This window comes from Myxococcus sp. CA056, from assembly GCF_013336715.1.
Lineage (GTDB): Bacteria > Myxococcota > Myxococcia > Myxococcales > Myxococcaceae > Myxococcus > Myxococcus llanfairpwllgwyngyllgogerychwyrndrobwllllantysiliogogogochensis.
In genome coordinates, this window is record NZ_JABUMT010000002.1 from 1,040,722 (window position 1) to 1,053,824 (window position 13,103).

Annotated in this window: 12 protein-coding genes; 8 read left to right on the top strand and 4 right to left on the bottom strand. The window is 69.5% G+C overall.

Annotation, left to right across the window (positions count from 1 at the left end; genetic code table 11):
- The 8 genes from HUA76_RS11900 (at position 1) to HUA76_RS11935 (ending at position 9,042) form a co-directional block, all read left to right on the top strand.
- Complete coding sequence (locus HUA76_RS11900) at positions 1-1,212, top strand: ABC transporter substrate-binding protein (protein WP_174454150.1); 1,212 nt, start codon at positions 1-3, stop codon at positions 1,210-1,212.
- Positions 1,213-2,133: a branched-chain amino acid ABC transporter permease gene (locus HUA76_RS11905; protein WP_141642010.1), complete on the top strand. Its 921-nt coding sequence runs from the start codon at positions 1,213-1,215 to the stop codon at positions 2,131-2,133. It abuts the gene before it with no gap.
- Between the two features lie 2 nt (positions 2,134-2,135).
- Positions 2,136-3,200 carry a branched-chain amino acid ABC transporter permease gene (locus HUA76_RS11910; protein ID WP_174460879.1) on the top strand — a complete coding sequence of 355 codons (1,065 nt, stop codon included), beginning with the start codon at positions 2,136-2,138 and terminating at the stop codon, positions 3,198-3,200.
- Positions 3,197-4,093: an ABC transporter ATP-binding protein gene (locus HUA76_RS11915; protein WP_141642011.1), complete on the top strand. Its 897-nt coding sequence runs from the start codon at positions 3,197-3,199 to the stop codon at positions 4,091-4,093. The genes HUA76_RS11910 and HUA76_RS11915 overlap by 4 nt, the downstream gene beginning before the upstream one ends.
- A gap of 47 nt (positions 4,094-4,140) precedes the next feature.
- Positions 4,141-4,845: an ABC transporter ATP-binding protein gene (locus HUA76_RS11920; RefSeq protein WP_368773767.1), complete on the top strand. Its 705-nt coding sequence runs from the start codon at positions 4,141-4,143 to the stop codon at positions 4,843-4,845.
- Between the two features lie 190 nt (positions 4,846-5,035).
- Positions 5,036-5,824, top strand: a complete 789-nt coding sequence (locus tag HUA76_RS11925) for a hypothetical protein (RefSeq protein WP_174454152.1) — start codon at positions 5,036-5,038, stop codon at positions 5,822-5,824.
- 159 nt (positions 5,825-5,983) lie between these two features.
- Complete coding sequence (locus tag HUA76_RS11930) at positions 5,984-8,215, top strand: sialidase family protein (RefSeq protein WP_174460880.1); 2,232 nt, start codon at positions 5,984-5,986, stop codon at positions 8,213-8,215.
- 59 nt (positions 8,216-8,274) lie between these two features.
- Positions 8,275-9,042, top strand: a complete 768-nt coding sequence (locus tag HUA76_RS11935) for a methyltransferase domain-containing protein (protein WP_174460881.1) — start codon at positions 8,275-8,277, stop codon at positions 9,040-9,042.
- 12 nt (positions 9,043-9,054) lie between these two features.
- Here the strand turns inward: HUA76_RS11935 and HUA76_RS11940 are convergent, their stop codons facing one another.
- The 4 genes from HUA76_RS11940 to HUA76_RS11955 form a co-directional block, all read right to left on the bottom strand.
- Positions 9,055-11,121, bottom strand: coding sequence for a MopE-related protein (locus HUA76_RS11940; RefSeq protein WP_174460882.1), 2,067 nt, complete (start codon positions 11,119-11,121; stop codon positions 9,055-9,057).
- Positions 11,122-11,194: 73 nt separating this feature from the next.
- Positions 11,195-11,824 carry a YiiX family permuted papain-like enzyme gene (locus HUA76_RS11945; RefSeq protein WP_174454156.1) on the bottom strand — a complete coding sequence of 210 codons (630 nt, stop codon included), beginning with the start codon at positions 11,822-11,824 and terminating at the stop codon, positions 11,195-11,197.
- A gap of 148 nt (positions 11,825-11,972) precedes the next feature.
- Positions 11,973-12,527 carry an RNA 2',3'-cyclic phosphodiesterase gene (gene thpR, locus HUA76_RS11950; protein WP_174454157.1) on the bottom strand — a complete coding sequence of 185 codons (555 nt, stop codon included), beginning with the start codon at positions 12,525-12,527 and terminating at the stop codon, positions 11,973-11,975.
- Positions 12,528-12,530: 3 nt separating this feature from the next.
- Positions 12,531-13,055 carry a metal-dependent hydrolase gene (locus tag HUA76_RS11955; RefSeq protein ID WP_174454158.1) on the bottom strand — a complete coding sequence of 175 codons (525 nt, stop codon included), beginning with the start codon at positions 13,053-13,055 and terminating at the stop codon, positions 12,531-12,533.
- Between the last annotated feature and the right edge of the window lie 48 nt (positions 13,056-13,103).

Genomic DNA, 13,103 nt, shown 5'->3' on the forward strand with positions numbered 1-13,103 from the left:
ATGCGACGCCTTGCCCCGATGCTGCTCGCCGCGCTCGCCGTCATGGCGGGCGCTTGTGAGAAGAAGACGCAGCCCACTCCCTCCGGTGAGGCTGGCACGCAGGCCGCGCAGGGTCAGTCCGGGAGCACGGTGAGCGGCACACCCGCCGCTGGCTCCGACACCATCCTGCTGGGCCAGGTGGGCGCGCTCACCGGCGGTCAGGCGACCTTCGGTATCTCCACGCGCAACGGCATCGAGCTGGCCCTCAAGGAGGCCAACGCCGCGGGCGGCGTGAATGGCAAGAAGCTGGCGATTCGCGTCTACGACAATCAGAGCAAGCCGGAGGAGGCCGCGCAGGCCGCCACCCGCCTGATTACGCAGGACAAGGTGGTGCTCATCCTGGGCGACGTGGCCTCGTCCAACTCGCTGGCCATGGCGGAGAAGGCGCAGGCGGCGGGCGTGCCCATGATTACGCCCTCGTCCACCAACACCACCGTGACGCAGAAGGGCGACTTCATCTTCCGCGTGTGCTTCATCGACCCGTTCCAGGGCTTCGTCATGGCGAAGTTCGCCCGCGAGGACCTGAAGCTGGGCAAGGTGGCGGTGCTCCAGGACAACAAGAGCGCCTACTCCATCGACCTGTCGGACGTCTTCACGCGCAAGTTCACGGAGATGGGCGGCAAGGTCGCGACGACGGAGAGCTACAGCCAGGGCGACACCGACTACCGCGCGCAGCTGACCGCCATCAAGAAGACGCAGCCGGACGGCATCTACGTCCCGGGCTACTACAGCGAGGTCGGTGTCATCGCGCGCCAGGCCCGCGAGGTGGGCCTCAAGGTCCCCCTGATGGGCGGCGACGGATGGGATTCCGAGAAGCTCTTCGAGCTGGGCGGCAGCGCCATCTCTGGCAGCTACTTCTCCAACCACTACTCGCCGGACAACCCGGACCCCCGCGTGCAGAAGTTCATCGCCGACTACAAGGCCGCGTACGGCGGTGTGCCGGACGCGCTGGCGGCGCTGGGATACGACGCGGCCCGCGTGGCGGTGGAGGCCCTCAAGCGCGCCAAGGACCTGAGCGGTCCGGCGGTGCGGGATGCCATCGCGCAGACCAAGGACTTCCCGGGCGTGGCGGGCACCGTCACCCTGGATGACAAGCGCAATGCCGTGAAGTCCGCCGTCGTCCTCAAGGTCGGGGACGGCAAGACGCAGTATGTGACGACCATCTCTCCCTAAATGGCGCAGCTCCTCCAGCACCTCATCAACGGTCTGGCCGCCGGAACCATCTACGCGCTCGTCGCGCTCGGCTACACGATGGTCTACGGCGTCCTCAAGCTCATCAATTTCGCCCACGGCGACGTCATGATGGTCGGCGTCTACATGGGCTACGCCACCGCCTTCGCGATTGGACGCGAGGCGCGCGGCTCGTTCCTCGGCATCGCCGCCGTGTTCGCGGTGGCCATGCTCGGGTGCGCGCTGTTCGGCTTCCTCATTGAACGCTTCGCCTACCGGCCCCTGCGCGAGAAGCCCCGGCTGACGGCGCTCATCACCGCCATCGGCATCTCCTTCGCGCTCTCCTACGGCTTCCAACTGGACATCGGCTTCCTGCCGGGCGCCAGCCCCCGCGCGTTCCCCGAAATCATCGAGCCCAAGGAGTGGCTCATCATCGGGGACCGGGACGTCGTCGTCTGGAACTGGCAGGTCATCAGCTTCCTCATCGCGGTGGGGTTGATGGTGGCCCTGCAGTACCTCGTCTTCGGCACGCGCTTCGGCCGGGCGATGCGCGCGGTCTCCTGGGACCACCGGGTGGCGGCGCTGATGGGCATCCCCACCGACCGCGTGATTGCCCTGACGTTCATGCTCAGCAGCGGCCTGGCCGCGGGCGCGGGGCTGCTCTACGCCATCAAGGACACGTCGGTGAGCCCGCTCATGGGCCTGTACGTGGGCCTCAAGGCCTTCGTCGCCGCGGTGATTGGCGGCATCGGCCATGTGCCGGGCGCGGTGGTGGGCGCGCTGGTGCTCGGACTGGTGGAGGAGTTCGTGGTGGGCTACGCGGCCAGCACCTGGCGGGACGCGGTGGCCTTCGGCTTCCTCATCCTGGTGCTGCTGGTGAAGCCGGGTGGCCTGTTCGGCCGGGTCGCCGCGGAGAAGGTGTGACGATGGAGACCCCCGCGCTTTCCATCCCCGAGGCACCGTCGCTCGTCCCCCCCGCGCTGCGCGGCATCCTTCCGCTGGTCATCGCGATTCCCACGCTCGCGCTGTTCCACTGGTCGCTGACCGGCTCCGACTTCGCGACGTATCTGCTGTCCGTCGTCGGGGTGAACATCATCCTCGCGGTGAGCCTCAACATCGTGAACGGGATGACGGGCCAGTTCTCCATCGGCCACGCGGGCTTCATGGCCGTGGGCGCGTACATCGCGGGCTACACCTCCCTGCAGCTCAAGGAGGTGGCGCTGTCCTTCCTCCCCGTGGCCGCCAGCGACCAGGTCCTCTTCCTGCTGGCGCTGCTCGCGGGGGGCGCCGCCGCCGCGGCGTGCGGCTTCCTGGTGGGGCTGCCCTCGCTGCGCCTGAGGGGCGACTACCTGGCCATCGTCACGCTGGGCTTCGGCGAAATCATCCGCGTCTTCGTCCAGAACACGGACGCGTTCGGCCGCGCGCTGGGCCTGTCGGGCATCCCCCAGTACTCCAGCCCGGGCATGGTGTTCTTCTGGGTGTTCCTCGTGGTGCTGGCCGCGCGACGGCTCGCTGGCTCCAGCCATGGCCGCAGCCTGTGGGCCATCCGCGAGGACGAGGTGGCCGCCGAGGCCATGGGCGTGGACACCACCGGCTACAAGGTCCGCGCCTTCGTCTTCTCGTCGTTCTTCGCGGGCATCGCCGGCGGGCTGTTCGCCCACTTCGTGCCCATCATCAACCCCGGCTCCTTCACCTTCGTGCGCTCGATGGAAATCGTCGTCATGGTGGTGCTGGGCGGTCTGGGCTCCACCACCGGCGCGTTCGTCGCGGCCATCTTCCTCACGCTGCTACCCGAAGGCATGCGCTCGCTGTTCGGCGCGCTGGGCACCGAGGGCAGCCTGGCGCAGCGGGTGGACCAGATTCGCATGCCCATCTACGGCCTGCTGCTCGTCGTGTTGATGCTGTCGCGTCCCCAGGGCCTGTTCGGTACGAAGGAAATCTGGGACGTGCTGCCCCGGTGGCTGCCTCGCAAGCGCAGGGGGCTGGCATGAGCGCGAACGCGCAGCCGGTGGCCCCTGTCGCTCCGGCCACGAAGTCCGCCGCGCTCCTGCGCACGGACGGGGTGAGCATCCAGTTCGGTGGCCTCAAGGCGCTGACGGACTTCCGCCTCTCCATCCAGCAGGGCGACCTGCAGGGCCTCATCGGCCCCAACGGCGCGGGCAAGTCCACCGCGTTCAACGTGCTGACCGGCGTGTACCAGCCCTCCCAGGGCGAGGTGTTCGTCAGCGGCACGAAGGTGAACGGGCGCAAGCCGCATCAAATCAACCTGCTGGGCGTGGCGCGCACCTTCCAGAACATCCGTCTGTTCCGCGCGCTCACCGCGCTGGACAACGTGAAGGTGGCCTGCCGCGCGCAGACGGCGCTGCACCAGTCCCGGATGGGCGTGGGCGCGAAGCTGGCGAACGCGGCCCACAACTACGCGGACTGGTGGAAGGCGCTCCTGCTCACCCCGTCCTTCCAGCGCGAGGAGCGCCGGCTGACGGCGCAGGCCGAGCACCTCCTGGAGGTCATGGGCCTGTCGCATCGCCGCGACGAGGAGGCGCGCAACCTTCCCTACGGCGAGCAGCGCCGGCTGGAAATCGCGCGCGCGCTGGGCAGCCAGCCCCGCGTGCTGCTCCTGGACGAGCCCGCCGCGGGCATGAACACGCGCGAGAAGGCGGACCTGATGGTCCTCATCCGCAAGCTGCGCGACGACTTCAAGCTGGGCGTGCTGGTGATTGAGCACGACATGAAGCTGGTGATGGGCATCTGCGAGCAGATCACCGTGCTGGACCACGGCGAGACGATTGCGCGCGGCGCTCCGGCCGAGGTGCGAAGCGACCGGAAGGTCATCGAGGCGTATCTGGGTGACAGCTACCTGGAGAGCCACGGAGGAGCGGCGTGAGCGAGGCGCAGGTGAAGACGCTGGGTGAGCGCCAGGCATTCCCCCCGCTGCTGGCGGTGGAGGGCATCAAGGTCCACTACGGTGCCATCCAGGCCCTCAGGGGCGTGTCGCTGACGGTGGGCAAGGGTGAAGTCGTCGCCCTCATCGGCGCCAACGGCGCGGGCAAGACGAGCACCCTTCGCGCGGTGAGCGGCATGCTCAAGGCGAGCGCGGGGAGCATCCGCTTCAGCGGGCAGGACACCACGTCCCTCAAGGCGCACCAGCTGGTGCCCCGGGGCATGGCCCACGCACCGGAAGGGCGCGGCATCTTCCCCAACCTCACCGTGCTGGAGAACCTGGAGCTGGGGGCCTACCTGCGCCGGGACACCGCGGACATCCGCGCGGACATGGAGAAGAACTTCACGCTCTTCCCCGTGCTCAAGGAGCGGCGCAACCAGATGGCCGGGACGCTGTCGGGCGGAGAGCAGCAGATGCTCGCCATCGCGCGCGCGCTGCTCAGCCGGCCCCAACTGCTGCTGCTCGACGAGCCCTCGCTGGGCCTTGCGCCGCAGGTGACGGAGACCATCTTCCGCACCCTGCGCGACGTGAACAAGGCGGGCGTCAGCGTGCTGCTCGTCGAGCAGAACGCGCACCTGGCCCTCAACTCCGCCCACTACGGCTACGTGCTGGAGACGGGTGAAGTGGTGATGGCCGGCCCCGGTAAAGCGCTGTTGGAGAGCCCGGAGGTGCGCCGCGCCTATCTGGGCGAGTAGGCTCTGGAAGGCCGAGTTTCCGCCTCCCGGCGCACCACGTTCGTCCTGCCGCCGACGCTTCTGGGGTCCTCGTGACACCTGGAAACTGGCGGGTCTCCGAATCTCGGGTAGTCAGAAGTCGAGCAGTTCGTCTAGCGTCGTCCGACGCACCGCGTTCAACTCTCCCAAACTCATTTCAGGAAGCGCGCCCATGCCTTCGTTGTCCCGCCTCCTTGCCTCGATTGCCACCCTTGCGCTGATGGCCCTCGCGTGCGTCGGTCCGCAGAAGACCGACAGCAGCTCCAACAACTCTGGTGAAGCGACCTCCACGGTGGAGGAGCTGCCCAACGAGGGTGGAGAGACGGGCGGCGCGCAGCCGGCCGCCGCGGGCCCGCAGCTCAACCCCGTGAGCGCCGAGGAGGGCTTCAACGTCAAGATGCCGGGCCAGCCTCAGGTCCAGCGCCAGAAGGTGAACATCCCTGCGGGCGAGGTGTCCACGGCGGCCTACTCGCTGCAGACCCCCGAGGGCGTCATCTACTCGGTCAGCATCGCCGACTACCCGGAGAAGGTCGTCGCCAGCCGGCCGCCCGAGGCGTTCCTGAACGAGGGCCGCGACGGCCTCACCAACCAGCTCAAGGGCACCGTCAGCAACGAGCAGGAGCTGACGCTCGATGGCTACCCCGGTAAGTCCTACACGGTGTCCTCGCCCAACGGCGAGGTGCGCGCGCGCAACTACCTGGTGGGCCCGCGCCTCTACACCATGCTCGTTCTCTACAACCCGAGCATCGGCGCTCCGGCGGCGGATGACTTCCTGGGCTCGCTCCAGCTCGTCAACCCGCCTCCGGCCATTCCGCGCGCGGGCGCGGCGGGCGCGGCGGATGCCGGCTCGGGTGACGCGGGTGTCGCCGCGGAGGGTGCCGCGGTCGAGGCGACTGCTCCCGACGCGGGTCCGCAGGACGCGGGCACGGCCGCTCCGGCCAAGCGCCGTCGCACGAAGTAGTTCGTCGTTGGTGCACGCCCGCGCTCGCGGGAGCGTGTGCTTGATGACAGGCGCCCCGTTCACTTGAAAAGGAATGGGGCGCCCTGGTGGTGCGGGGCGGCTTCCTTCTCCCCCTGACCGCCCACAGTCTTCCTCCTCGGTGTTCGGGGGAGGGGATTCATGACAGGGCTGACTGGGGCCTTGCTCGCCGTGGTGCTCGCGGCGGGCGGCTCGGCGTTGGTTCCGGTGAGTGGGGGCAATGCCCTGACGCTCCCGGCGCAGCGCCACATCGTTCGCATCGACAGAGGTGGAAGTCGTTCCCCCAGCTTCCTGGTGGCCATCCAGCACGGTGGCACCGAGGGCAAGGGGCTGGTCCTGTACCGCTCCGAGGACGCGCTGCGCACCGTGCGGCGCGTGGGGGACATCCAGTCGGACTCCACGCACACGGACCGGGCGGAGCTCCTGGCGGTGGGCCGGGATGTGGCGCTCGTCTACTCGTACGAGGGTCCGCAGCTGGCGCCCTCCCGACGCCATGACGTCTGGTTCCAGTGGTGGCGCTACCAGTCCTCGGAGGACACCTGGACACCGGAGCCCGCGGTGCGCGTGCTGGACTCGGTGGATGACCGCACGGGCTACTCGCGGGCGCTCCTGACGCGCGACTCGCGGGGGCGCCTCTGGGTGCAGGCCTTCCGGGTGGAGTCGGATGGCGGCTCCACCGCGGTGGTGGCGGTGTCCACCGATGGCGGGCAGGACTTTGGCGCGCCCCAGGTGCTGGACAAGGTTCGCCGCCGAGGCGGCGGGCGCCTGTTGAGCGTGGGGACGAAGCTCGTTTTCGTCTACGCCATGCATGATGGCTTCGTGCCCACGCGGATGCGGGTGCGCAACGACGCGGACCCCGTGGAGACCTGGGGGCCGGTGCGCGAGGCCTTCTCCGACGGCATCTACCACGGCGCGGCGCTGAGCGCGGTGGCGGACGGCCGGGGCGGCATGCACCTGGTCTACAAGGACGAGCAGGAGCGGCTGTACCACCGGCGCTTCGACGGGACGTCCTTCGGGCCGCGCAAGCTGGTGGAGGGCACATCCGACTGGGCGCTCCAGGCCGCCACCACCCGCATTGGCGACACCCTGTACATCTTCTACAACCGCATGCGCGTGCTCAATCAACACAGCGAGCTGCGTGTGCGCGCCCTCCTCGAGGACGGCAGCCTGAGCGCCGCGGTGACGCTCGACGGGGACTCGACGTTCAAGGGGTATCCCAACGCGGTGGACGTGCTGCCGGAGGGCAGCAGCGAGGTGCCGTGTCTGTACGGCGAGGCCGTGGACGCGAGCTCGCGAGGCACCGTGTCGCGCGTGGCGATGGTGCTGGATGAGGAGCCGCCGGAGGAGCCCTCCGAGGAGCCCTTCACGTTGGAGCTGGTGCGCTCCAGCGCGAGTCATGAACTGCTCGCGGTGGATGGCGCGGGCACGCTCTACGGACTCGCGGCGGGGGGCGAGCGCTCGCGGTTGATGGCGAGCACGGATGGCGGACGCACCTTCTCCGCGCGCGGGCAGGACGGGGGAAATTTGTGGACGCTGGCGGCGATGACGAACGGGACGCTGGTGGCGGTGGCCAGCCACAGCGGTGTGTACAACCTCCAGCGCTCCACGGATGGCGGGCGGACTTGGACGGGCGAGGTGAGCCTGGGGAACTACCGGGCGATGGGGCCGCGCAGCTTCGCGGAGCTGGGCGGCACGTGGTTCTTCCTCGAGTACCAGAGCTTCACCTCGTCCTCCGCGCCGGTGCGGGTGTGGGCGAGCACGAATGGCGGGGCCAGCTGGTCCGTGCGCTCCACGCTCACCGCGCACCGGCATGGTTATGCGCTGGTCGCGGACCCGGTGACGGGGGCGCTGTGGGCGCTGATGGGCAGCAACAAGACGCAGGCGGCGGTGCTGCGCTCCACGGATGGCGGGCGGACGTGGAAGTCCCTGCTCCAGGGATACGGGGCGAACGCGGTGGCGGGCGTGGTGATGGCGGATGGCTCGCTGCTGCTCGGGCAGTCCACGTTGTTCGAGCCCGAGCACCCGAAGCTGCTGCGGCTGTCCGTGGACGGCCGGGTGAGCACGGTGCGGGAGCTGCCGGGGCCCGCGTACTCGCTGGTCGCCGCGCCCGGAGGCGGCTGGGTGCTGGGGACGGCCTGGTCCAGCGCGGGGGACGTGCAGGCGCCGGGTGATGTCTCCGCGCGACTGTTCACCAGCGGGGATGGGCAGACGTGGAAGGAGGCGCGGCGCCACGAGCGGGTGAGCGGGGCCGACCTGGCGCGCGCGGACGTGTGGGGTGTGCTGCCCTCCGGGGAGCTGGTGGTGCGGATGGAGAACGTGAGCGGCTTCGGAAGCGCGGGAAAGGGCTTTCAGGTGCTGCGCATCGAGCGCTGAGCGGGCGGGTGGATTAGACCTCCCGGTGCGCGGCGCGAGCACGCCGCCGGGAGGCTGGCATGTGGGACCCGTCGCAGTACACGCGCTTCCGCGATGAGCGGAAGCGGCCCTTCTTCGAGCTGCTGTCGCGGGTGGACGTGGCCGCCCCGACGCACGTCGCCGACCTGGGGTGCGGGACGGGGGATTTGACGCGCGTGCTGGCCGAGCGCTGGCCCGGCGCGACGGTCTACGGCGTGGACTCCTCGGTGGAGATGGTGGAGGAGGCGCGCCGCCGTCCCGCGCCGGGCTCCGTGCGCTTCGAGGTGGGGGAACTCGCGGGCTGGGCGCCTCCCGTGCCGCTGGACGTGCTGGTGTCGAACGCGGCGCTGCACTGGGTGCCGGACCATGCGGCGCTGATGGCGCGACTGGTGGCGAAGCTTTCGCCGAACGCCGTGCTGGCCTTCCAGGTGCCGGCCAACTTCGATGCGCCCTCGCACCGCCTCGTCGACGAGGTGAAGGCGCTGCCGCGCTTCGTCCGGGTGCTTGAGCCCGTGAGGCGGCGGCCCGTGGAGACGCTGGAGACGTACGAGTCGCTGCTGGCGGGGCGGGGGATGACGGTGGATGCGTGGGAGACCACGTACCTGCATTTGCTGCCGGGCGAGGATGCGGTGTTGCAGTGGTTGTTGGGGACGACGCTGCGGCCGGTGCTGGCGGCGCTGGGTGAGGCGGAGCGACAGGCGTTCCTGGAGGAGCTGGGGCCGCGCCTGCGCGACGCGTACCCCGCTCACGCGCGGGGCACTCCGTTCCTGTTCACCCGCCGCTTCGTGGTGGCGCGGCGGGGGACTTGAGCGCTCGCGTCCTCAGGGCCAGGCGGGCCAGCGCAGGATTCGCCCGCCGATGCCCACCACCCAGAGGTCGTCGGGGCCCGTGCCGGTGATGTCGTTGAGGCGCCCGCCGGAGGCCGCGTGGATCTCCGTCCACGTCTGTCCGTTGTAGCGGTAGATGTGGCCGTTCGCGCACGTCGCATAGGCGGACCCCGCGCCGAAGGCGATGACCGACGTCAGGTCATGGGCGTTGGGGAAGCCCTGCTTGACCCACTTCGTGCCGTTGACCTTGCGCAGGACGGTGCCTCCATCGCCCACGGCGAAGGCGACCTGGTCGTTCACCACCCAGACGGCCCGCAGCGCCCGTGCGCCGGTGGTGTCCTGCTCCGCGTTCTCCGTCTCCCAGCGACTGTTGGCGGGGTTGAACCGGAAGACGCGAGGCGTGTTCGAGGCGCCACCCACCAACAGCAGGTGGCTCTGGGCGCTCCCGTGGATGTTGTAGACGCTGGGGAGCGCGTTGTTCGCGGCGTTGTAGCTCAGGGTTCCGCCGCCATCCCAGGTGAAGGACGTGCCAGTGGTCTCGTTGTCCTCGCCCGTGGGCGAGTTGGCACCGTAGAGCGTGAGGACGTTGTTGGTTCGCAGCCCGGTCATTCCAAAAATCCACCGGTTGTCGTCACTGATGTCGGAGCAGCCCGCGGCGGTGGTGTCCTGGTGGGCCTTCTTGCCGCCCTCGGAGCCGAGCCACGCGCGGCCCGTGGTGGGGTCCGCCCAGATGGCGCGCCATTGGGTGTCGTCGGCGCCGCAGCTGTCATCCGTGATGACCGTGAAGTTCGTGCCGGTGGGCAGCAGCCGCGCGCGACGGTTGTCATCACCCCCGACCCACACTCCGCCGCGAGTCCATGAAGAGGCCGCGTACCAGTCCTTCATCCCCCCCGAGCCCACGTTCCTGCTGGTCCATGCGGGAGCGTTTCCGCCCGGGCAGACGCTCTGGAGTTCCTTCTGGCCGTCGCAGTCGTTGTCCAGGTCATCACACAGCTCGGTGGCGCCGGGATGGGTCCGCGAGTCGCCGTCGTTGCAGTCCGAGCTGTTGGTGACATAGGCGCCCGCGGGCTTCACGCAGGACTGCACGATGCCGGTGTTGCCACCGAAGGTGTCGCCGTCCTCGTCCGGGTACCACAGGGTGGCCACCGAGGACGTCACACACTCCAGGGCCGTCTGGACGCTGTTGCACTGGTTCGTTCCCGTGCACTGGAACGAATCCGTGCATTGCTGCGTGAGCGTGGGGAAGCCCTCGTCCTTCACTCCGTCGCAGTTGGTGTCCACGTCATCGCAGAGGTCGGTGAGCCCTGGGCGGATGTCGCGGTTCGTGTCGTCGCAGTCGTCCGGAGCGCCGGTGGTGTAGCCGTCGGGCGTGGCGCCGCAGACGATGAGGGGCGTCGAGTCCTTCTTGCCGTGGCCGTCCTGGTCCCCGTCCAGATACACATTCCTGCTGGGCGGGGTGTCGCAGAACCGGGCGCGGTCCGTCGTGCCGCAGCGGAAGACACCGGAGCAGTCCGCCGACGTCGAGCAGGCCTCTCCCAGCTGGAAGTGGACCGTGTCGCCGACGCCGTCACAGTTGTCGTCCACGTCGTCGCAGAGCTCCTCGGCGCCTGGATTGATGGCGAGCACGTCGTCCCGACAGTCGGTGCCGTTGCTGCTCTCTCCGACGTAGCCATCCTGGTCCGCGTCCGTGGCCTGCAGGGACAGCGTGACGGCATGCACGGTGTCGAGCTCCACCGTCACGCGCTGCGAGTCGGAGACCACGGCCTTGCCTTCGCAGGATTGCTCGAAGGCCGTGGCGCGCACTCCCACGGACGCTCCCCAGTCGAGAGGAGGTATCAGCGCCACCATCATGCTGCCGCCGTCGGCGCGAGTTCCCTTCACGTCCGTGCCCACGATGTCCTTGCCGCGTGTCTGCCCGCTGGCCACGTCGAACGCCTCCACCCGGAGGCATCCCGGGAGGAAGGGGCCGTACTTCACCGTGACCTTGACCGCGCCCTGGGTGACGTCCTTCTTGCAGCCAGCGAGGAGGAGGAGGGGGAGGACGAGCAGGAGGCGTCGCATGAAACGAAGTGTATCCGCGCTTCCCGGCTCGGCTCACCTTCTCCGAGTCAGGGTTGAATACACCCCTGGATATTCATGACCCGGGCTGGCGCTCACTCGGGAAATCCGAGTGAACCACCGACAACCGCGCATCACGAGCAAGGCTCGCGGGTGTTATCAGTTCCTGCTCCAGCGGAACCTGGGCGCCGTAGCGCTCGCGCATCTGCTGTTTCAGGCCGGCCACGTCGAGCGAGCCCAGGGCTTCCATTGCTCCGTATTCCACGCCCGCGCCCTGGGCGTAGGCCTTGCGTACCAGCTCCGAGCAGTACATCGCCTCGTCGCCCCAGCCGAAGCGCCAGTCATACGGCTTGCCCAGGTGGGACTTCGCCGCCGTCAGTGCGCGCTGCCGCTGCTCGGCGTCGAGTCCCTGGGGGCGCAGCACGAGGATGTGGCCCTTCACGCCGCGCGCCTTCCACTTCGAGAACGGGACGCGCTGCACCGGCTGCACCGCCTCCACCACGAACACGCCCTGTGCCGTCACCTCCACCAGCCCTACGTGGGACAGCGCGCTGTGCGTGGCCGCCCGGATGGCCTGGGACTGCCGCGAGCGCGAGGTGTGCAGCACGACGTCCCCGGTCTGGAGCTTCGCCGCCAGCTCCTCCCGAGGCGCCGCGACCGCGCTGAGTCCCCACAACCACACTCCCCACAACACGAGCCAACGCATGGACCCTGTCCTTTCCGGCGTTTGCCACGCCCGCTGTCTCACGATGCAGCCCCGATGCCAGGGCTCATTCCCACGCCCCCATCCGAGAGGCATGTGACGTCCCTGGCGCCGACGGTGTTCCCTGGAGAAGGGAGCGCGCGTGCAGCTGTCAGGCGGTGCGCGTCAGCGGCACTTCGGCCACGCGGTGATACTCCGGGCCACGGCTCTCGAAGAGGATGAGCCGGTCCACGCGGCCCTGGCCCAGGTCCGTGCCGGACAGGGCCTTCACGCACTCGAGCAGCGCCGGGTCTCCGGACGACGTGTGGCTCCGGGCCAGCGTCAGGTGCGGCGCGTAGTCGCGGTACTCCGACTCGAAGCCGAGCGGCTGCAACTGCTCCGCCGTGTCGGCCTGCAGGGCCTTGAGCGCGTCGGTCTCTCCATGCACGTCCGCCCAGAGCACGCGCGGATGCGTGGCTGTCCCGAAGGTGCCGCCTCCGCCCACCGATAGCGTGAAGGGCGCGTGCCGGGGGCCGACCGAGGCCAGCGCCTCACGGATGGCGGGCAGTCGCGAGGACTCCACTTCCCCCAAGAACACGAGCGTGAGGTGGATGCCTTCGACTCGCACGAAGCGGGCATGGTTCGCGAACTGGCGCAGCCGCTTCAGCTCGGCGGCGACCCGGGCCTCGATGCTGTTCCCCAGCGTGACGGCGGTGAACAGTCGCATGGCTCAGCTCTTTCTCGCGGACCCGCGCGGCCAGAGCGTGTAGGCCCAGAAGGGGATGAAGGCGAGCAGCTCCGCGCCGACGACATACAGCCCGCGCGGCGACAGCATGCCCGCGCCAATGGGCGACACCGGCAGTGGACGCACGGGCGCGAACAGCCGCGCATTCGAGAAGGGCCACAGCAACGCCGCGCCCAGCCCGCCATCCGTCAGCGAGTCCAGGAGCCCGTGGCTCGCCACCGCGAGGAACGCCAGCCCACCCCAGCGGCCCGCGGGCGCCCCCGCCCACTTCGCCACCCCCGCCACCGCGAGCGCCACCGCCGCAGCGAAGACGAACGAGTGCGACGCGCCCCGGTGTCCCCATGGCGCCGCATAGGGAATGCGGAAGACGAAGGCCACCACGTCCGCGTCCGGCAGCAGGGCCAGCATCGAGAAGAGTGCCATGGAGGCAACCAGGCGACGGGTCGACCCACCGTTCGCCTCATACCGCCCCAGGGCCATGCCCACCGCCACGTGACCGATGCTCGCCATGATTTCCTGGGGCGGAAGATACCGCACCTGGGCCTCTTGGCTCGCACG

What these genes read in the sequence shown, in the direction of transcription:
- HUA76_RS11905 (WP_141642010.1), top strand. Translation starts at nt 1,213, where the DNA reads ATGGCGCAGCTCCTCCAGCACCTCATCAACGGTCTGGCCGCCGGAACC.
- HUA76_RS11945 (WP_174454156.1), bottom strand. Translation starts at nt 11,824, where the DNA reads ATGCGTTGGCTCGTGTTGTGGGGAGTGTGGTTGTGGGGACTCAGCGCG.
- HUA76_RS11935 (WP_174460881.1), top strand. Translation starts at nt 8,275, where the DNA reads ATGTGGGACCCGTCGCAGTACACGCGCTTCCGCGATGAGCGGAAGCGG.
- HUA76_RS11940 (WP_174460882.1), bottom strand. Translation starts at nt 11,121, where the DNA reads ATGCGACGCCTCCTGCTCGTCCTCCCCCTCCTCCTCCTCGCTGGCTGC.
- HUA76_RS11955 (WP_174454158.1), bottom strand. Translation starts at nt 13,055, where the DNA reads ATGGCGAGCATCGGTCACGTGGCGGTGGGCATGGCCCTGGGGCGGTAT.
- HUA76_RS11925 (WP_174454152.1), top strand. Translation starts at nt 5,036, where the DNA reads ATGCCTTCGTTGTCCCGCCTCCTTGCCTCGATTGCCACCCTTGCGCTG.
- HUA76_RS11910 (WP_174460879.1), top strand. Translation starts at nt 2,136, where the DNA reads ATGGAGACCCCCGCGCTTTCCATCCCCGAGGCACCGTCGCTCGTCCCC.
- thpR (WP_174454157.1), bottom strand. Translation starts at nt 12,527, where the DNA reads ATGCGACTGTTCACCGCCGTCACGCTGGGGAACAGCATCGAGGCCCGG.
- HUA76_RS11900 (WP_174454150.1), top strand. Translation starts at nt 1, where the DNA reads ATGCGACGCCTTGCCCCGATGCTGCTCGCCGCGCTCGCCGTCATGGCG.
- HUA76_RS11930 (WP_174460880.1), top strand. Translation starts at nt 5,984, where the DNA reads ATGACAGGGCTGACTGGGGCCTTGCTCGCCGTGGTGCTCGCGGCGGGC.
- HUA76_RS11915 (WP_141642011.1), top strand. Translation starts at nt 3,197, where the DNA reads ATGAGCGCGAACGCGCAGCCGGTGGCCCCTGTCGCTCCGGCCACGAAG.